A 21,013-nucleotide genomic window follows, 5' to 3' on the forward strand; every position below is an offset into this window, starting at 1 on the left:
GTAATAAGATGAAAAATAAAAAATTCAAATTATCTCCTACGGGAAAACTCGCCGCTTCTATGGCAATTATTCTGGCAACCTGTTCAGTCAGTTTTGCTAATGGGATCACTCCTGGTGGCGATGCCGCACACAGCCCGGAGGTTATTCAAGCGGGTAACGGTGCAACCGTGGTCAATATCGCGGCGCCTTCCGAATCAGGGTTATCACATAACCAGTATCAGGATTTCAACGTCGATCAAATGGGGGCGGTGTTCAATAACTCTCTGGAGAATGGAACATCACAATTGGCCGGCGAATTATCTGCCAACAGCAACCTCAATGGGCAAGTTGCCAGTGTGATCTTAAATGAGGTTATTAGCCGTAATCCGTCACTGTTGCTCGGTGAACAAGAAGTGTTCGGTATCGCCGCCGATTATGTGCTGGCAAACCCTAACGGTATCACCTGTAACGGCTGTGGGTTTATCAATACGAATCAGGCGTCATTGGTTGTCGGTAATCCGCTGGTGGACAATGGGGTGCTGCAAGGTTTCAACACCTTTGATAACCAGAATGCCCTGAGCATCAAGAACAGTGGATTATCCCATCATGATGTGCTGAATCTGATTGCCCCGAAAATGGATATCAATGGTCAGGTGATCACCACAAAAGACCTCAATATCACGACAGGGAATAATAAAATTTCGTCCGATGGTCACATTTTGGATACCCAACAAGCGAATATTGGCGCACTCGATAGCTACTATTTTGGCAGTATGCAAGCCGGGCGCATTCGTCTGCTGAACACCGCGGAAGGAAGCGGCGTTAATTTAAATGGCAAGATAACCGCCGATGATGGCATTGATATTGAATCCTACGGCGATGTGAAATTAGAAGCCGCGGCGCTAAAAGGGGGGGATATCACCTTGCGGGGCAATAACGTGCTGTCCCAAGGACGCCTGAACCACTCCTCATCAAACAACAGGGGCAGCAATGATTACCAAAACACCTTTAGCAGCGTTTATACAGAACGACAGCAAATCAGTGAATCGGTTGCCCGCACCCAACTGACAGGCAAAAATATCACGCTGGTGGCCAAACAAAATAATCACGTGATGGCCACCGATATTGACGGGGATAACGTCAAACTGACTGGCGCCAGGCTGAAACTGGACGGGCAACAGCTTCACCAACTTGACCGTAAGACCAACAATCAGTCGAAACTTGCGTGGCAGTATGATGTCACCAATGAGAATGAAAAATATCAGCACGAAGGCAATACCCTCACCGCGCGTGAAAACATTTATTTGGATGCCAGTGAAGGTGAGACAGAAGTCCTTGGCAGCAAGCTCAAAGCCGGCAACAAGTTACTCATATCAGCCCAGAAAGATGTGAAGTTGGCGGGTCTGGTGGAATCAGAAATGACCTCAGAGAAGGGGAATAAAAAGAACCATTCTGCATCATTGCAAACGGGATACTGGAACAAGGTCAATACCACCCAACGAAGTACCGGCAATGAATTAAGCGCCGGCGGCGATTTAGTTATCAAAGCGGGAGGAAATGCTGACATTATCGGGACTCATCTTCATTCAGGCAAAAACCTGATTGTGGCGGCGGATCAGCAAACCCATATTACTGTCCAATCCCTCGTTGATGAGCAAATTCTTGATAAGGATAAGACGTATTGGAAGGGCATTGCCGGGGGCAGCAAAAAAGATAACCGCGATAAATCGGAAACCCACCATATCTCCGAAATGACCGCAGGCGGCCATTTGCTGCTGACGGGCGCCAATGGCATCACCATTACGGGCAGTAAAATCAAAGCCGAAAAAGGGGCCTATGTTAAAGCCAATGACGGGCAATTAATTATCGATAATGCGGTCAGCCATACCTATAAAGAGGTGGATGAAAGAAAAGGCACTGTTTTCAACATCACCAAAAATACAAATAAAGAACATAACGAGCAACAAACGTCTTCCGGCAGTCACTTGGTTTCCGAAGCAGATCTGCAATTACTCAGCAATAAAGACATCAATGTTATTGGCAGCCTGGCAAAAAGTGCGGGTGAGCTGAAACTGAATACGTCAGGTAATATCAATATCCTGAATTATGCTGAGAAAGATCAATACCAGCAGGAAAAAACCAACCTTGACTGGCAATATTACGCCAAGGATATGAAAGATAACCAATATCGTGCGGGGGTGGGTTTTGAGCACACGCTCGATAAACAACAAAGTGAAAACACAACACAACGCCCATCAGAGCTGAATGGCGGCAGCTTCACTGTCAATGCTGGCAAAGATGTCACGGTGACTGGCTCTAACCTGATCACCACTCAAGCCGATGCCAAAATTACCGGCAATAATATCGCGTTGCTGGCCGGAGAAAACAGCACATCGAGTGCAACCTCACAAGAAAAACTCAATAGCAGTGTGTTTGCCACGGGCGGTATGGATAAGCTCGGTAGTGGTGTTGAAGGCACCTACAACAGCAATGGAAAATCCCAAAGCCGGACAACAGCAGAGGTGGCAAAAACCCAGATTTCTGGCAACCTTGAGCTGAACGCAATGGGAGCGTTAACGCAACAGGGTACGGATCACCAAGTACAGGGCACCTATCAGGCTAATGCCGGCAGCATCAAAAATGTCGCCACAGCCAATACGGAATCTCATTCAACCCGCCAATTACAGGTCGGGGGGGAGATCAGCGGAACTGCCGATTACAGTGCGACAACCCGCCCGGTGGAGCAAACCGCCAAGGCCGCCGCAGATAAGAAGCTGGATACATCCATCACAAAAACGGGTCTGCCTAATGCGGGTATTGAACTGGCGATGAATGGCAACAGCCGTTACACCAACGACCATCAATCCAATGCAGTGGTAACGTCCATCAAGGCGGGTGATGTCAAAGCCACCACGAACGGTGACCTCTATGACCAGGGAACGCAATATCAGGCGAATAAAGGCGCTGTCTCTCTGACCGCTGGCAGCCATACCAGTGAAGCAGCAACCAACAGCCAAAACTCTCACGCCGCTGACACGACCGGCAATGCCAGCTTGCGTGTCTACACCACAACGGGGGCGGATATTTCCGTCAGTGGCAAAGGCAGTGGTAACCATCAGGAAACATCCAATAACCAGACCAACGCAGTGACCAGCAACATCAACGCCCAAAACGGTATTCATGTTCAGGTCACCAGAGATGCCCGCTACCAAGGCACGTCAATGAATGCGGGCGAAGGTTCAGCTAACGTTAATGCAGGTGGAAATATTCAGTTCAACCAAGCCACCCATCGCGATGAGAAACAGAGCAATGGTTACAATGGCGAAGCTTCCCTGACGGTAGGCAGTAGCCCGGATAGCAAGAATTTCAGTGGCAGCCTCGGTGGCGGGTATCATACCGACAGCCAAAACAAGACAACCGCCCAAACCAGCCATATTACCGGTGGGCAAGGTGTTGATTTGAATGCCGGCAATAACCTGACATTACAAGGTGCCAACTTATCTGGCAAACAGGTAGATTTAACCGCCCAGCGCGGAAAAATCGAACTGACTTCGGCACAAGATACCGCCAACGCCCATGGCTGGAACATCGGCGCTAAAGCTAAAGGTGGCATGTCTTCCACAACCCGCAAAAATGAGGCCGGTGATGGCGCGACAAGCAATGCCTCGGCAACCACCGATCCAGCCAACAAAGTGACTGACAGTAAATATAACATCGGCGGTGAACTGAAATTTGGCGTCAACCAGCTCGATCAGACCACGCACCGTAATGCCCATGTTTCTGGCGGCAATATCAACCTGACCAGCGCAGGAGATACTTCACTCAAAGGCGCCAATGTGGATGCTGAGCAGGTCACGGGCAACGTCGGTGGCAATCTCAATGTTGAAAGCCGTAAAGACAGTACTCATAGCCTGAATATGGGTCTGGATGCAGGCTTGGGTTATAGCAAAACGGTCAAAGGGGATGCGCTGGCTAAACAGACTGCTTCTGCCGCAGTAGAAGGTTCTTCACAAGACACCGTGGCGGCTAACAAGGTTAAAACCGGAGGTGAAGCACCCAGTTTGACAGATCAACTGAAAACCGCGTTCAAGGGCTTCAATGGCAAACTCAAAGGCAACTACGATACGCTTGATCGGGAAGCCGTAAGCCAGCAAACAACTTTGACCGGTACTCAAGGGGTTAATCTGGATGCCACTGGAACCACATCTTTAGTGGGCAGCAAAATTGACAGCGCCCAAGGTTCTGTCTCGCTCAATACCCCGCAAATTAACTCGCAATCCGTCGCGGGATACGATAAGGGCAAAAACTTAGGTGTTAATGTACCGGATTCCCTCACCAGTCTGGCAACCTCGGCACAAAAGGATATTTTCTCCGGTAAAGTCCCATTTGTGAAAAATGAGGGCCACGATACTGAACTTCCAACGGTTCACAGTGAAGTTAAGGGTCGTCAATTAGACTAAGCATCATGATCAACGCGTGATCTTCTAATACGGTAGCCAATATCAGGCTACCGTATTTCTTGAATATTTCCTTACAGTTGCCTTTTCCATTTTGCCTGTTACTCTTTTCTCGCATACCTATTTTTTTGCCAGAGGATGTCATGCCCGATAACCATGAAAACAGGGAACCACCCAAGACAGGAAAGGATCTTACTCCATTAGAGAAAGGGCTGTACGGCAGTAAAAAAGCGCTTTCCGTCACCATGCGTATTGGCAATGCCATCCGTCGTATTCCTTTTATCGCCCATTTTATTAGGGCGGCACAGCGTTTTAACGACCGCATGGGCAGCCAATTTGGTGCGGCTATCACCTATTTCTCGTTTCTGTCCTTAATCCCAATCCTAATGCTCTCTTTTGCCGTCGCCGGTTTTGTGTTGGCCTCCAATCCTGATTTGCTGGCACGTTTGATCAATGGCATCGTCAATAGCATTAGCGATCCTTCCCTCGCCAACACCCTGAAAAACAGCGTAGACACGGCGATCAACCAAAGAACAACGGTGGGATTGACCGGTCTGGCGATAGCCCTTTACTCCGGGGTCAACTGGGTCGGCAATTTACGCGAAGCGATACTCGCCCAATCCAGGGACGTCTGGGAGCGCCATCATGAAGATAAAGAGGAAATTTACTTTCAATATATTCGCGACTTTTTCTCCTTATTCGGCTTGCTGTTTGCATTGGTCATCACCCTTTCACTGACGTCCATCGCTGGCTCTGCCCAAGCGACCATCGTCCACGCCCTCGGATTGGAAGGCATAGAGTGGCTGCGACCTGCGTGGACGGCCATTGGCATGACCATTTCCATTTCAGCCAATTATTTGCTATTTCTTTGGATATTGTGGATTTTGCCGCGCCATCGCCCTGAAAGAAAAGCACTGTTCAAAGGAACCTTAATGGCGGCCATTGGATTTGAAATCATCAAATATATTATGACCATGATGCTACCCCGCCTTGCCAGCTCCCCTTCTGGCGCGGCTTTTGGATCAGTGATCGGTTTAATGGCATTCTTCTATTTCTTCGCCCGCCTGACCCTGTTTTGCGCGGCCTGGATCGCCACCGCAGAAGAGAAATAAGCCGTGGAAACATATCAATAAATAAAACTGTTTTTTTACTGTACCTACTTGTCATAACAAACCAAAAAGGAGTCATTTTTATGCCATTTGTGAACATCAAAATTACCCGTGAAGGCGCCACCGCCGAGCAGAAAACGCAACTGATTGAAGGTGCAACCCAATTGCTGGTGGATGTACTGGGGAAAAATCCCGCAACGACGGTTGTGATAATTGAAGAGGTCGAAACCGATAACTGGGGGGTTGGGGGTAAAAGCGTGACCGAGTTACGGGCGGCTGCGAAGAAATAAGTGAAGATAGGTATCTTAAAACAGGGTGGGTGAAACTGCCCTGTTATTGGGTCGCGTGTTGCACTTATTATGTGAATGCAAGTGTCTTATGACATTAATCAACGGCAATATAATATTGGAGTGCTTATTCCGATGGAAGTGTTTCATATAAGCTCCATTTTTATTTCTCTTGCTATTTATACTTTAGCTGTACCAATCCCAGGTCCAAGCATGGTTATTATTTCTCGGATGTGTGTCACTGGGGATCCCAAGCAGGGCTGCAACTGCTTTTGGCACTACATTAGGGGCTGCGATTTATGCAGTCGCAACTTTGCTTGGTCTCAGCTCTATTTTGGCAGCATTGCCTTGGATGCTAACCATAATCCAGATTGTAGGGGGAGGATATCTCGTTTACCTTGGCATTATGTTGATTCGTTTACATATAAAAAATCAACATAATACAGTGACAGTAGACGTGAATACGGAAACAGAGAATAGAAAATCCCAGACATTTGAATTCCATCAATCAACAAGAAAAGCATTTCTCAAGGGATTCTACGTTAGCATCGGTAATCCTAAGATGGCAGCTTTCTTTTTCGGGCTGTTTGCACCTGTTTCTGGAAATCCGAATAACTTAGGTATCCAATTTACTATTCTTATAGGGGTTATCATTATTGATCTAATATATCATCAAGCATTAGCACGGCTAATCAGCTTAGCGTCTCGTTCATTCGCTAGGACTCCCATTAGAAAATGGCTTGATGCAGTTGTAGGAGGACTTATGGTTATATTCGGAATAGGATTGCTTTTGAATATAGTTAACCGATAATTGGTATGAAAATAAGTCACTCATTATTAACCCTACTCCCCTTTATTCACCCTTGCGGCGCTTTCGGTTTCTCCGGCTGTGGCCCTGGTCGCATAATCTGGTTAAAGCTATTTTTGATTTGGTTAACGTCAATCGTCGCTTCACCTTTTGGTTGCACCAGAATAAAAGAGATTTCTTGGGACAGCATCTCTTGCAGTTTTTTATTCAACAGTTGGGGCGTCAGGGAGGATAAAAACGCCTGCCTTAACCGCTGGAATTGCTCTGGCGCGATATCTATCACATTATTTTGCTGTGACAACAGACGTTGGTTAATCAGGATATCGGTTTCGGTGCGGGCATACATGGCAAATAGCTGCTGGAGTTGACTCCGCTTCTGGGCAGAGAGTTCATCAAATTGTGCCTGTGGCAACCCATTTTCCCGCAATGATGACAGTTGGGAGGCCAGATATAGCGTGGACTCCAGCAGCTTGTCCGTAGGGGAATCCAGATTTAATGAGCAGCTCGCCCGCTGGTACAACACGCGGCAATCCAGGCCTAATTTCATCTCATCCTGCTTGTCTTTAAGCCCCGATTGCAGGTAACGATAAAGCGCTTCCCGCGCCAGGTCATTTAACCAATACTGGATCAGGGTTTGTGAATCGTTAATCGGCAACCATTTTAAATTCCAGGTTAAAGACAAGCGATCCTGCGTGATCTTATCACTCACTACGCCAATCGTTGCGGCTTTCAGTGGCAATAAGGTAGGAACAGGCTCTGGCGTCTGCCGTTTTCCCGCCAATGGCGCAAATACCTGATTAATCCGTTCTGACAGTGAACGATTGTCAACATGCCCTGCGACATACAGTGTCATCGCATCTGGCGTGTACCATTGATGATAGAAATTTTCGACTTTTTTTATGTCTACAGGCACTGATACGGGTATCCCTGGATCATGGTCGATAAGCGTCGAGCCTTGCAGACGCATACGCCATACCGGGTCTTGGATATCTGGTGGAAAAGTCGCGACAGGATGCCCATCCCCTTTCATGGCCTGTGCCAAGGTTTCCGGTGTAAATACGGCACCACCAGCAATATCGAACAACCATACCAATGCATCTTGCAATAGATCGGGACGATTATTCGGTAAGCTCAAGCTATAAAGGGTAAAATCATAGGAAACAATGGCGGGCGGAAAAGGATTTTGAGTGTCTATCGCATTGTGCCATAGGTTTTCCAGCTTCTGTGATGATAAATCTTTGCTGCTGGATAAGACGATTTTCGGGATCAGGTAGGTATAGCCTCGTTGTCGGTTTTTCTCGGACAATGAACCGGTCTTGACCAATAGCCGCAACTGTATTCTGTCATGAGGCCGCTGTGGTGTTTGCAGGATTTGCCAACTAAACCCATTCTCCAGTTTGCCTTGTTGCCAGGCCGGATCGGGTTGCAAGGTTTCAGCCTGCGCCAAACAAGTCGTAGCCAGAATCGCACCACCAATAAGATATCCGATTTTGTTGCCCAGCATTCTACTTACCCCTACCTGTTTAATTTTATCCTTCAAGACCGAAGACCATCAGCTATACCTGGATATTATCATCATGGGTTAGACCACCATTCATCTTGTAAGGTTTCATTTTGATGGTGTTTTCTGCTTATTAACCTGACGATTATAGCCTTTTACCAGCAATCCCAACTCATCATCCTGATGGCTTTTAGGGCAAGACATCGGTACTGGCGCCTGTTCTTTATTCAGTTCCCGCGCAACATCGCGCAGTGGATGGATGACAATGCGATTGACGCACCAGCTTATCGACACCGTAAGAATCAGCGCAAGCAATAAATAAGTGGTCAACATTAATGCAAGAGTGTTCACGGCGAAACGATACACGCGATTGGCATCAACCTGCAAAATAAGGTGCCCTTGTGACTCTGCTGTTTTTGGCGAAACACCATAAACATAGAGGGGAATTTTTACTTCAACAGGAATGCCAAAAACCTGCTTTGCCAGTTCAGGGATAGGACGATGCGTTGCAAAATCCAGGCTCATTACCCGAACGTGATCAGGTAACAACACATCAGCGCGCCCCAGAATGCCTGAGGTCTTCAATCCAATCAACAGCGTTTTCGCTTTATTGAGATCTGAACTTAACAGCGCTTCTGCCAAAGGTGTCTGGATCTGCACCGCCGCATTGTTAAGCTGGCTGATATAATCATCTTTCCGTTGCTGTAATAGGTGAGATAACTGGATGGTGATGAAAATAGCAATGGTAACCAAAGTGACTCCTGTCACTGCGGCCATCTGTTTAATGGTTAACGAACGTTTGACACGCAATTTCATCTTATCCAAACCAATACCAAAGATACTAAACCAATAATAGTGAAAGCACTGACCCGCACATCTTAATAATGCGGGTGAGTATACTTGATTTTACTTGCGGCCGTCTTATTTTGATAAGTGGCAATAGAGAAACTGACCGAGGTATAACGGTATCACTCAATAAAGCGATTGTATAACGTTTATACGGCTATCTATGCAACCTACTCTGCTACAACGCTTATCTGTTATACCGCGGTCAAATAGGGTTAGGTGGATGGATTTTCATCCTGTTCGACCGCGAAACACGCGATCAGTTGCCCACCACCATATTGATTTAACTTGGGCTGGGATTGGGTACACAGGCTAAAAGCACGACGACAACGAGCCGCAAAAGCACACCCCGAAGGTGGGTTCATCGGGCTTGGCAGTTCTCCCGTCAGCTTAATGCGTTCACGGCGTAACTCAGGGTTCAGGCGAGGTGTCGCTGACAACAATGCCTGCGTGTAAGGATGGCGCGGATTGTTGAAAATCATTTCCTTACTGCCTTTTTCCACACAGCGACCCAAATACATCACCATCACTTCATCAGCAATATGCTCAACGACCGAAAGGTCATGGGATATAAAGACGTAAGATAATCCCAGTTCCTGCTGCAAGTCCATCATGAGGTTCAGAACCTGCGCTCGTACCGACACATCCAACGCCGAAACGGGTTCGTCGGCAATCACCACATCTGGGTTTAACATCAATCCACGGGCAATGGCGATACGCTGACGCTGTCCCCCCGAAAACATATGTGGATAACGTGAATAATGTTCCGGTTTGAGTCCCACTTTATCCATCATCTGCAAGACTTTTTCCTTACGCTCAGCCGCAGTAAGCGAAGTATTAATCAGCAACGGCTCTTCCAAAATCTGCCCCACTTTTTTACGGGGGTTTAAAGAGGCATAAGGATTTTGGAATACAATCTGGATTTTCTGGCGACGAAGTTTTTCTGCTTCTTTATTAGGCACCAGAAGATCTTGTCCCAGATAATAAAGCTCCCCATCAGTCGGTTTTTCGATCATGGTCAACAGGCGACCCAACGTCGATTTTCCACAACCCGATTCGCCGACAACCGCCAGTGTCTTGCCGATTTGCAATTCAAATGACACGCCATCCAACGCCTTGACCATACGCTCAGGCGAGAATATGCCGGTTTTCACCGGATAATATTTCTTTAACTCGGTTGCTTTCAGTAAAGGTGATGTCGCTTTTTCTTGTTCCCGATCTTGGTGAATGTTCATATTGTCGGCCTCCCTTCATCATCCAGCGGCATATGACATTTAACCTGACGCTCTCCCACTGATTTCAATGGCGGCTCCTCCTGACGGCAATGCGCATTGGCATAAGGGCAGCGAGGGTTAAGCAGACAGCCCGTTGGACGATCATATTTTCCGGGCACGACGCCAGGTAACGATGCCAAACGGGATTTGTCCACTGCAAACTCCGGCAATGCCCGCAATAATGCTTGAGTATAAGGATGGCGTGGCGCACGAAAGATTTCCGTTGCTTTGCCGATTTCGACGACCTGTCCGGCATACATCACAATAATATGGTGAGCCGCTTCAGCTACCAGCGCCAAATCATGGGTGATCAAGAGTAATGCCATGTTTTCCCGCTGCTGCAACTCCAGCAACAATTCGATGATTTGTGCCTGAATAGTGACATCCAGCGCCGTCGTCGGCTCGTCGGCAATCAGGAGTTTCGGACGACATGCAATCGCCATCGCGATCATCACGCGCTGGCTCATCCCACCCGATAATTGATGCGGATAGACCTCCAGACGAGAAACCGGATCAGGTATCCCCACTTGGGTTAATAAGTCGATTGCCCGCTGGTGCCGCGTCTTCCGATTGCCGCCTTGATGGGCTTTCAAGGCTTCCATTATCTGATAACCGACGGTGTAACATGGGTTCAAACTGGTCATGGGATCTTGGAAAATCATCGCCACTTCCGCCCCCACCAACTGACGGCGCTCTTTTTCTGAAATTTTAGTTAGGTCACGACCCGCGAATTCCAGTTTTTCGGCCATGACCTTACCCGGATAATCAATCAGCCCCATAATCGCCAGGGAACTGACCGACTTACCTGAACCGGATTCTCCAACAATACCGACCACCTCGCCCTGCTCAGCACGGTAGCTGATACGGTCAACGGCGCGAAATGGCGCATCTCCATCGCCAAAATGCACCGATAATTGATCTACATTTAATAATGCCATTTCACAATACCCCTACTGCTTGAGCTTAGGATCAAGTGCATCACGCAACCCATCTCCCATCAGGTTAAACGCCAGTACTGTCAACAGGATAGCCAGCCCCGGAAAGGTCACAACCCACCACGCACTCTGGGTAAATTGCAAAACATCGGCCAACATGGTTCCCCACTCTGGCGTGGGTGGCTGTGCCCCCATTCCCAGAAAACCGAGGGCAGCCATATCGAGAATGGCGTTCGAAAACCCTAATGACGCTTGCACAATCAACGGCGCAAGACAGTTTGGCAGGATATTGATGAACATCTGGCGAATGGCGCCCGCCCCCGCGACCTGAGAAGCCATCACATAATCGCGATTCACTTCCACCAGTACCGCCGCCCTTGTCAGGCGGATATAGTGAGGCAAGGCGACAAAAGTCAGTGCCAATGACGCATTGATAATGGAGGGGCCAAAGATAGCCACCAGTACCAATGCCAGCAGCAGGCTTGGCAAGGCCAACATAATATCGACGATACGCATGATAATGGCATCCACCACGCCGCCGAAATACCCAGCCAATAAGCCCAGAATGATCCCCATGATGAGTGACATCACCACAACCAGGCAGCCAACCAGCAATGAAAGGCGTGCCCCGTACATCAGGCGGGACAGAATATCGCGCCCGACATCATCCGTGCCGAGAATAAATTGCCAGCTTCCGCCTTCCTGCCATACCGGAGGCACCAACAAAGAATCACGGAACTGTTCTGCCGGACCATGCGGAGCCAATCCCCCCGCCAATAATGCAACCAGCAGCATCAGGATAATATAGACAAGGCCAATCACGGCGCCTTTGTTACGTTTAAAGTAGTGCCAAAATTCCTGTATCGGCGTCATTAATTTCGGTGCACCCGATACGACTGGCTCAGTGAGTTGAGTCATCATGTGCTCCTTATTTCCGATGACGAATGCGCGGATTGACGATGCCGTACAGCAAATCAACCACCAGATTGACCAGAATAATCATGGTTGCCACCAACAATACCCCGCCCTGTACCACCGGATAGTCACGACGTTGCAGAGCATCGATCAACCAGCGCCCTAACCCCGGCCATGAGAAAATCGTTTCTGTCAAAATGGCACCCGCCAGCATGATGCCCACTTGCAGGCCAATCACGGTGACGACCGGTAACAACGCATTACGCAATGCATGGACGATAATGACACGCAGGCGACTCAACCCTTTTGCCCTGGCTGTGCGGATATAATCTTCGCCAAGCACTTCCAGCATGGCAGAACGGGTCATGCGCACAATCACGGCGAGCGGGATCGTGCCTAGCACAATGGCGGGCAAAATCATGTGCATAACCGCATCAGTGAAATCGCCTTGCTCGCCCCAAATCAGCGTATCGATCAGCATAAATCCTGTCAGGGGATAACTGTCGTCAAGAAACACACTATCGCCGATTCGGCCAGAAACCGGGGTTAAGTTCCAGTAGACGGAAACCAGCATGATCAGCATGATCCCCCACCAGAAAATGGGCATGGAATAGCCGGTCAATGACAAGCCAATCGCAGTGTGATCAAAGACAGAACCCCGTTTGACCGCCGCCAATACCCCTACCGGAATACCGACAGCGATGGCAAATAACATGGCACAGAAGCCCAATTCAAATGTCGCCTTAAAGCGCGGGACAAACTCATCCCACACAGGAATGCGGCTTTTCAACGAGATCCCCAAATCACCATGCAATACGCCATTGATGTAATGAAAATATTGCTCCCAAAGAGGCTTATCTAACCCCATTTCAGCCAGTAATTGAGCATGACGCTCAGCAGATATACCCCGCTCTCCCGCCATGATCAGCACGGGATCACCCGGTATCATGTGCACAAACGCGAAAGTCAGCAGCGTAATACCAATAAATGTTGGGATCACTAGCCCCAGACGTCGGAGGATAAATTGCAGCATATCCTGAGCTCTCTTTTTAAATACCAGTTACGGCTCTTCAGGCCGCTTGGTGTATGCAAAATCGACTTGCCCATCAGAGAAGCGAAACCATCCCCACAGAAAAATCTGGGGGATGGTGACTCACAACAGTTCAACAGCAAGAATTATTTGAGATCAACGTTATAAAAGTAATGCTTACCAAAAGAATCAACCACATAGCCCTTCACTTCTTTACGAATTGGCTCATAAACCGTAGAGTGGGCAATGATCAATGCAGGGGCTTGTTCGTGCATGACAACCTGTGCTTGTTTATAAAGCGCCGTGCGCTTGTTGATATCAGCGGTTTCACGTGCTGGCTGGATAATGTCTTCAAATGGCTTGTAACACCATTTGGCATAGTTGGAACCCCTCTCTTTGGCAGCACAGCTAAACAAAGTTCCGAAGAAGTTATCAGGGTCACCATTGTCTCCTGTCCATCCAAACAAGACAGTCTGCGGTTCACCGTCTTTGGCGCGTTTCAGGTATTCCCCCCATTCATAGCTGACAATCTTGGCTTTAACGCCAATTTTCGCCCAATCCGCCTGAATCATTTCCGCCATGCGACGGGCATTCGGGTTATACGGGCGCTGTACCGGCATTGCCCACAAATCCGTTTCAAAACCATTCGGGAAACCCGCTTCTTTCAGCAATTCCTTGGCCTTGGCGGGATCATAGGAATAGTCTTTAATGTCGTTGTTATAACTCCACATAGTCGGTGGGATCAGGTTTTTCGCTTTCTGTCCTGCTCCCTGATAAACCGCATCAATGATGGCGTCTTTATTGACCGCCATCGTCAGCGCCTGACGGACTTTTTGGTTATCCATCGGCGGTTTGGTGACATTAAAGGAGAGATAACCGACATTCAGCCCCGCCTGTTCTTTCAGGACAATGTTTTTATCTTGTTTCATGCGGGCGAGATCAGCCGGGTTGGGATATGGCATCACCTGACATTCGTTTTTCTGCAATTTTGCATAACGCACAGACGCATCAGGGGTAATGGAGAACACTAAGCGGTCAATTTTTGCTGGCCCTTCCCAATAATCCTTAAATGCCTTATAGAGAATTCGGGAGTCTTTTTGGTATTGCACGAGTTGGAAGGGACCAGTACCAATCGGGTCAAGGTCAACTTTCTGCGGAGTGCCTGCTTTCATCATCACATCGGCATATTCTTTGGACAGAATTGAGGCGAAGTCCATAGCGATATCAGCTAGAAAAGGCGCTTCAGGGCGGGATAACACAAAGCGAACCGTATAATCATCCACTTTTTCCACTTTGCTGATGATGTTATTCAGATCCATGCCTATAAAGTATTCATAGCTGCCACCAGAGACTTTATAGTACGGGTGGTTTTGATCCTTTTGACGCATAAAAGAAAAAATCACATCATCTGCATTGAAATCACGTGTTGGCTTGAATTCTTTATTGCTGTGCCACTTCACCCCTTTGCGTAAGTGAAAAGTATACGTTTTTCCATCCTCACTCACGTCCCAACGCTCAGCCAGACTGGGAATGATCTCTGTTGTACCTAACTTAAAATCCACCAAACGGTTATAAATTGGGACTGAACTGGCATCATACGTTGTACCAGAAGTGAATAGCTGTGGGTTAAAACCTTCAGGAGAACCTTCAGAGCAATATACCAACGTTTTTGCCTGAATACTCGCGGTAACAGCCAGTGCGACAAGGCCGACACCCAGCTTGAACAGACTAGACTGTTTTTTCTTGGAAATTGTCATTACTTGGACCCCGTTTGTGATGTTTATTAGCTTGTTTTATTCTTTTTCGCTTATCAATTAATCAATTGTTACGCCTGACGTCAACATAATCACACCTAACAATAGAAACATAAGAAAAACACAAAATAAAAGAGTTATTAACAACAATGGTTAAAAAACATGACAAGAAGCACATTAAACAAACAAATCAACTAAATATCAAACAAATAAAAAGGATAAAACTCTGGTGATGAGAATTTTTCATTTGTGACCAGGTGATCAAATCATAACCAGAACGGCTTATGAAAAGTGGGGATACACGATGAGAAGGTGCGTCGCTCAGGATAATTGTTTTAAGTCTATTGCTTAGATGAATATGATTGATGATATTTTGTTCGCCATTGACTGTAATATAGTCTTAGCTAATGGAGAGAGAGAATGGCTATTCAAGCAAATATGCACGAAGCGAAAACACACTTGAACCAACTTGCAGATAGGCTTGTAAGAAAAAAACCCCGCTCCTAAGAGCAGGGTTTCTGGGATGCTGGTCGGCGAGAGAGGATTCGAACCTCCGACCCACTGGTCCCAAACCAGTTGCGCTACCAAGCTGCGCTACTCGCCGAAAACGAAGCGCATCTTACTGCCAGCGCCGCAAACCGTCAATACCTTTTTAAAGATAAGTGATTGTTTGACGATAAACTATCCAACACGGCGGTTTTACTGGAGCAGTGAAATATCGGCAACACGCAAGAACAGCTCACGCAATTCACTTAATAGCGTCAAGCGATTCACCCTGACCTGGCTATCTTCATCCATCACCATCACATTGTCGAAGAAGGCATCCACGACTTCACGCAGGGAAGCCAGTTCAACCAACGCATCCTGATAGTTGCTTTCAGCAAACAGAGGAGCCAGTTTTTCCTTCAACACAACAAGGTGGGTTGCCAGTTGGATCTCTTCTGCCGCTTTCAGGACGGAAGCCAGGACAGTGTCATTTAACGGTTCTTCCGACTTCGCCAGGATGTTGGATACGCGTTTATTGGCTGCCGCGAGAGAAACGGCGGCATCCAGAGTGCGGAAATGCGTAACCGCTTTCATACGGGCATCAAAATCTGCGGGTTGGGTTGGACGGCGTGCCAGTACTGCCTGAATCGTATCAACGCTGTAACCCAGCTCTTGATACCAGGTGCGGAAGCGACCGAGCATAAACTCAACCACATCATCCACCGCGTTTCCGTTGGTCAGCTTGTCACCATACAAACGTACCGCTTCTTCTGCCAACGTTTGCAGGTCGAGAGGCAATTTCTTCTCAACGATAATACGCAGAACCCCCAGTGCCGCACGGCGCAGGGCAAACGGGTCTTTATCCCCTTTCGGATGCTGGCCAATCCCGAAGATCCCCGCCAAGGTATCCATTTTATCGGCAATGGCAACGGCGCAGGAAACCCCGGTTGATGGCAGCGCATCACCAGAGAAACGTGGCTGATACTGCTCGTTCAGTGCTAATGCCACCTCTTCCGCTTCGCCATCATGACGGGCATAGTGCATGCCCATCACACCTTGCGTATCGGTGAATTCGAACACCATATTGGTCATCAGGTCACATTTGGACAATAAGCCCGCACGCGTCGCCTGATTGACATCTGCACCGATTTTTTCCGCAATCCAGCCAGCCAAAACCTGAATGCGATCCGTTTTGTCACGCAGGGTGCCCAGCTGTTTCTGGAACAGCACGGTTTCCAAACGAGGCAGGTTGTCTTCCAAACGTTGTTTACGGTCAGTCTTGAAGAAGAATTCCGCATCCGCCAGACGTGGACGAACCACTTTTTCATTACCTGAAATGATTTGCTGCGGATCAGAAGATTCAATATTGGTGACAAAGATAAAGTTTGCCATTAATTCACCGGCTTTATTGTAAACCGGGAAATATTTCTGATCCCCTTTCATGGTGTAAACCAGCGCTTCCGCCGGGACTTCCAGGAATTTTTCTTCGAATTTCGCCGTCAGTACAACCGGCCATTCCACCAGTGAAGTGACTTCTTCCAACAGGCTATCACTCAGATCCGCCACGCCACCAAGCTGTATAGCGGCCTGTTCTACATCACGCTTGATAATCGCTTTACGGGCTTCGTAATCGGCAATAACCCGACCACGCTCCTGCAAAATCGCAGGATATTGCTCTGCGTTCTCAATCGTCAATTCCGCCTCACCCATAAAACGGTGACCACGAATAATACGATCAGAGGAAATCCCCAGAATTTTGCCTGCAATGACTTCGCTGCCCAGCAACATAGTGACGGTATGTACCGGACGGACAAATTGGTTCTCTTTATCGCCCCAACGCATCAGTTTTGGGATCGGTAACTTACCCAGAGAACGGCTCACCATCTCGGCCAACAGCGCTTTTGCGTCACGGCCTTTAACCTGGGCGCGATAAAGCAGCCATTCCCCTTTATCCGTTACCATGCGTTCAGCCTGATCAACGGTGATACCACAACCCCGCGCCCAACCTTCTGCGGCCTTCGTGGGTTTACCTTCTGCATCGAATGCCTGAGCAATCGCAGGGCCACGCTTTTCAACTTCACGATCAGCCTGTGCTGCCGCTAAATTTGCGACTTTCAGCGCCAAACGACGAGGCGCCGCAAACCAGCTAACTTCACCATGACCCAGATTGGCATTATTCAGTTCTGCTTTAAAATTGGCTGCAAAGGATTCAGCCAATGAACGTAGCGCCTTGGGTGGCAGCTCTTCTGTGCCGATTTCCACAAGGAAAGTCTGTTGAATCATGATGGCCTCTTATTTCTTGTTACACATAGGGAAGCCAAGCGCCTCACGGGAGGCATAATAAGCTTCAGCAACTGATTTGGTCAGAGTACGGATGCGCAGGATATAGCGCTGACGTTCTGTCACAGAAATTGCTTTACGGGCATCCAGCAAGTTGAAGGTATGACCCGCTTTTAAGATGCGCTCATAAGCAGGCAATGGCAGCGGCGTTTCCAGTGCCAGTAATTCCTGTGCCTCTTTTTCATATTGCTCAAAACAGGTAAACAAGAAATCGACATCAGCGTATTCGAAGTTGTAAGTAGACTGTTCAACCTCATTCTGATGGTAAATGTCGCCATAGGTGGTTTTACCTAGCGGGCCATCGCTCCATACCAGATCATAAACGCTGTCCACGCCTTGAATATACATGGCAAGACGTTCCAGACCGTAAGTAATCTCTCCCGTCACTGGCTTACATTCAAGACCACCCACTTGCTGGAAGTAAGTGAACTGAGTCACTTCCATACCATTTAGCCACACTTCCCAGCCCAGCCCCCAGGCACCCAGCGTTGGGTTTTCCCAGTTATCTTCGACAAAGCGGATATCATGAACAGTGGGATCGAGTCCTAACACTTTCAAGGACCCCAGATAGAGTTCCTGAATGTTATCGGGAGATGGCTTGATGATAACTTGGAATTGATAGTAGTGCTGGAGGCGGTTTGGGTTCTCGCCATAACGACCGTCAGTTGGACGACGGGAAGGCTGCACATAAGCTGCTGCAATAGGCTCAGGCCCCAAAGCACGCAAACAAGTAATAGGATGAGAGGTTCCTGCGCCGACTTCCATATCCAGTGGTTGAACAATGGTACAGCCTTGACGCGCCCAGTAATCCTGAAGTGTCAGGATAAGCCCTTGAAAGGTTTTGGTATCAAACTTTTGCATGTTGAATCCGCACGCGATACATATGAATTTAAACGAAAGAGGCCAGTATACCCTTTGAACGTAAGATATACAGCACTGATTACCCCCCAATTTTGCCACGGTATAAAAAAATCTTATTCAAGTTTCTTTACTTGTATATTTATACAGCTAACATTGGTGTAATTATCAACCAGTATTTGAGGTGAAGTTCGATTCATGAACAAAGAAATGACTCGCTGCGGTTGGGTAACATCCGACCCTGATTATCTGGCCTATCACGACAACGAATGGGGAACCCCACTCAAAGATAGCCAACAACTCTTCGAACTGCTCTGTCTGGAAGGACAACAAGCGGGTTTATCCTGGTTGACTATCCTGAAAAAACGGCAAGGTTATAGAAAATGTTTCTATCAATTTGATCCGGTTAAAATTGCCAACATGGATGAAACGGACGTTAAGCGACTGCTGCAAGAGACAGCGATCGTGCGTAATCGAGCTAAAATCAATGCGATCATTCACAATGCCCGTGCTTACTTAACCATGGCTGAACAAGGTGAAGATTTTAGCGCTTTTATCTGGCGTTTCGTTGATCATTCCCCTCTCACTAATCACTGGCAAAACGTGTCAGAAGTGCCTGCCCAAACAGCCACTTCCGATGCCCTTTCAACGGCACTGAAAAAACGAGGATTTAAATTTATTGGCAGCACCACCTGTTATGCTTTTATGCAAGCCGCAGGGTTAGTTAATGATCACCTCGTCAGTTGTGTATGTCGGAAATAAGTTATCTGTGATGAAAATTAAAATTAGTGCATAAAAATAAACAAAAATGCCACTTTAAAATATAAAACTGGATTAAACACAAATATCCAGTTTTAAACTTCAACAAAAACCCAAAATAAGGGATATGCGAACACAGAATGTCCGTTTTACCCCATTGCACCCTAGTAATCAGCGGAGTATGGTGTTTTTTTCTCATCCAAAAAACAGACGCAAACGCCACTATGAAATTTTCGCAATTCGGCAACAAATTTACACAAAATTCGGGAATTACCCGTCTGATGAATGATCTTAATCAAGGTCTGAGAACACCTGGCGCAATGATGTTAGGCGGTGGCAATCCTGCCCATATTCCAGCAATGGATAAGTATTTTCAGCAGATATTGACTGACATGGCGTTAGACGGTCAATTAAGCGAAACCCTCTGTAACTATGACGGGCCACAAGGGAAAAACACCTTGATAGCGGCGTTAGCCCAGGAGTTAAGAGAAAAGCTCGGCTGGGATATCCACCCACAAAATATTGCCCTGACCAACGGCAGCCAAAGCGCTTTTTTCTATCTGTTTAACTTACTGGCTGGCCGCACTGAAGATGGCTCAATGAAGCGGGTTTTATTTCCTCTTGCGCCAGAATATATTGGCTATGCGGATTCAGGTTTGGATGAAGGATTATTTGTCGCCAATAAACCGAATATTGAATTGCTCCCCAACGGCCAATTTAAATACCACATCGATTTCGATCACCTGAATATTACCGACGATATCAACCTGATTTGCGTTTCTCGTCCGACCAACCCAACTGGCAACGTGATCACCGACGAAGAATTGCTGCATCTGGATAGCCTGGCTCAGCAACACCAGATCCCCCTACTGATAGACAATGCCTATGGTGTGCCATTCCCTGGTATCATTTTTAGCGAAGCGACCCCGCTATGGAATGACAATATTATTCTGTGCATGAGTTTGTCCAAACTGGGACTGCCCGGCTCTCGCTGCGGGATCATTGTCGCCAATGAAAAAATCATCAGTGCTATCAGTAACATGAATGGCATTATCAGCTTATCCCCTGGGGGAGTTGGGCCAGCTATCGCTTTGGAAATGATTAAACGTAACGACCTGTTCCGCTTGTCACAAGAGGTTATTCAACCCTTTTACAAACAGCGGGTAGATAACGTGATCACAACGATTCGGCGCTATATTTCGGAAGATCGCTGCCTTATCCATAAACCGGAAGGGGCGATATTCCTCTGGCTCTGGTTCAAGGACTTACCCATCACGACCGAAGAACTTTATCAACGGTTAAAGAAACGCAAGGTACTGATGGTGCCGGGACATTTCTTCTTCCCAGGGCTGGAGCAGGATTGGCCACATGCCCACCAATGTATGCGAATGAACTATGTTCCTGATATTGAAAAGATCGAAGAAGGCATTCGAATTCTGTCTGAAGAGATTGAGTTAGCGCATAAAGAAGCAGGGAGCTGATCTTTTATCGCAAGCGACCCTTAATAAAAAAAAGCTCCCTCATTTTAGGGGGAGGGAGCAAGATGATAACGAGGACTTTTTACCTGCGAGCAGGACAGTAGTTATTAGAATCCCAAAAGAATTCTTCACACACATTTTTTCAAACAGGAAAGAAAAACAATCCCTGTTTTTATACCTTTCCCTGAACTGCATCT

The 21,013-nt window shown here is 47.5% G+C and carries 15 protein-coding genes and 1 tRNA gene; 6 read left to right on the forward strand and 10 right to left on the reverse strand.

The genetic code is table 11. The annotated features are described in order from the left end of the window. Nucleotides 1-8: 8 nt before the first annotated feature. From Xkoz_RS10950 to Xkoz_RS10965, 4 genes are all read left to right on the forward strand, one after another. Nucleotides 9-4,439 carry a hemagglutinin repeat-containing protein gene (locus tag Xkoz_RS10950; protein WP_099142194.1) on the forward strand — a complete coding sequence of 1,477 codons (4,431 nt, stop codon included), beginning with the start codon at nt 9-11 and terminating at the stop codon, nt 4,437-4,439. A 140-nt stretch (nt 4,440-4,579) separates the two neighbouring features. Beyond that, on the forward strand, nt 4,580-5,548 hold the full coding sequence (gene yhjD, locus Xkoz_RS10955) for an inner membrane protein YhjD (protein ID WP_099142195.1): 969 nt from the start codon (nt 4,580-4,582) through the stop codon (nt 5,546-5,548). Between the two features lie 80 nt (nt 5,549-5,628). After that, nucleotides 5,629-5,835 carry a 2-hydroxymuconate tautomerase family protein gene (locus Xkoz_RS10960; protein ID WP_099142196.1) on the forward strand — a complete coding sequence of 69 codons (207 nt, stop codon included), beginning with the start codon at nt 5,629-5,631 and terminating at the stop codon, nt 5,833-5,835. Between the two features lie 232 nt (nt 5,836-6,067). Then, nucleotides 6,068-6,643, forward strand: coding sequence for a LysE family translocator (locus Xkoz_RS10965; RefSeq protein WP_167386581.1), 576 nt, complete (start codon nt 6,068-6,070; stop codon nt 6,641-6,643). A 46-nt stretch (nt 6,644-6,689) separates the two neighbouring features. On the opposite strand, the gene Xkoz_RS10970 is transcribed toward Xkoz_RS10965, so the two are convergent. The 10 genes from Xkoz_RS10970 to glyQ form a co-directional block, all read right to left on the reverse strand. Next, nucleotides 6,690-8,144, reverse strand: a complete 1,455-nt coding sequence (locus tag Xkoz_RS10970; RefSeq protein WP_099142198.1) for an insulinase family protein — start codon at nt 8,142-8,144, stop codon at nt 6,690-6,692. 105 nt (nt 8,145-8,249) lie between these two features. Next, on the reverse strand, nt 8,250-8,957 hold the full coding sequence (locus Xkoz_RS10975; protein ID WP_099142199.1) for a HAMP domain-containing protein: 708 nt from the start codon (nt 8,955-8,957) through the stop codon (nt 8,250-8,252). Between the two features lie 245 nt (nt 8,958-9,202). Next, complete coding sequence (dppF, locus tag Xkoz_RS10980) at nt 9,203-10,222, reverse strand: dipeptide ABC transporter ATP-binding subunit DppF (protein WP_099142200.1); 1,020 nt, start codon at nt 10,220-10,222, stop codon at nt 9,203-9,205. After that, nucleotides 10,219-11,199 (reverse strand): dipeptide ABC transporter ATP-binding protein, encoded by a 981-nt coding sequence (dppD, locus tag Xkoz_RS10985; protein WP_099142201.1) that lies wholly within the window; start codon nt 11,197-11,199, stop codon nt 10,219-10,221. Before dppD ends, dppF begins: the two co-directional genes overlap by 4 nt. A gap of 12 nt (nt 11,200-11,211) precedes the next feature. Continuing rightward, nucleotides 11,212-12,114, reverse strand: coding sequence for a dipeptide ABC transporter permease DppC (dppC, locus tag Xkoz_RS10990; protein WP_099142202.1), 903 nt, complete (start codon nt 12,112-12,114; stop codon nt 11,212-11,214). Nucleotides 12,115-12,124: 10 nt separating this feature from the next. Continuing rightward, on the reverse strand, nt 12,125-13,144 hold the full coding sequence (gene dppB / locus Xkoz_RS10995) for a dipeptide ABC transporter permease DppB (protein ID WP_099142203.1): 1,020 nt from the start codon (nt 13,142-13,144) through the stop codon (nt 12,125-12,127). Nucleotides 13,145-13,287: 143 nt separating this feature from the next. Then, nucleotides 13,288-14,898, reverse strand: coding sequence for a dipeptide ABC transporter periplasmic-binding protein DppA (gene dppA, locus Xkoz_RS11000; RefSeq protein WP_099142204.1), 1,611 nt, complete (start codon nt 14,896-14,898; stop codon nt 13,288-13,290). Between the two features lie 524 nt (nt 14,899-15,422). Continuing rightward, nucleotides 15,423-15,499: transfer RNA gene (locus tag Xkoz_RS11005), tRNA-Pro, on the reverse strand. Nucleotides 15,500-15,594: 95 nt separating this feature from the next. Further along, nucleotides 15,595-17,664 carry a glycine--tRNA ligase subunit beta gene (gene glyS / locus Xkoz_RS11010; RefSeq protein WP_099142205.1) on the reverse strand — a complete coding sequence of 690 codons (2,070 nt, stop codon included), beginning with the start codon at nt 17,662-17,664 and terminating at the stop codon, nt 15,595-15,597. 9 nt (nt 17,665-17,673) lie between these two features. Continuing rightward, nucleotides 17,674-18,582, reverse strand: coding sequence for a glycine--tRNA ligase subunit alpha (gene glyQ, locus Xkoz_RS11015; protein ID WP_099142206.1), 909 nt, complete (start codon nt 18,580-18,582; stop codon nt 17,674-17,676). A gap of 207 nt (nt 18,583-18,789) precedes the next feature. Here glyQ and Xkoz_RS11020 point away from each other — a divergent pair, with 207 nt between their 5' ends. Beyond that, entirely contained in the window at nt 18,790-19,341 is a 552-nt protein-coding gene (locus Xkoz_RS11020; RefSeq protein WP_208615250.1) for a DNA-3-methyladenine glycosylase I, read from the forward strand. Between the two features lie 221 nt (nt 19,342-19,562). Beyond that, entirely contained in the window at nt 19,563-20,819 is a 1,257-nt protein-coding gene (locus Xkoz_RS11025; RefSeq protein ID WP_099142208.1) for a valine--pyruvate transaminase, read from the forward strand. Nucleotides 20,820-21,013 lie beyond the last annotated feature (194 nt).

Origin of the sequence: Xenorhabdus kozodoii, from assembly GCF_002632875.1 — a bacterium.
GTDB classification, from domain to species: Bacteria; Pseudomonadota; Gammaproteobacteria; order Enterobacterales; family Enterobacteriaceae; genus Xenorhabdus; species Xenorhabdus kozodoii.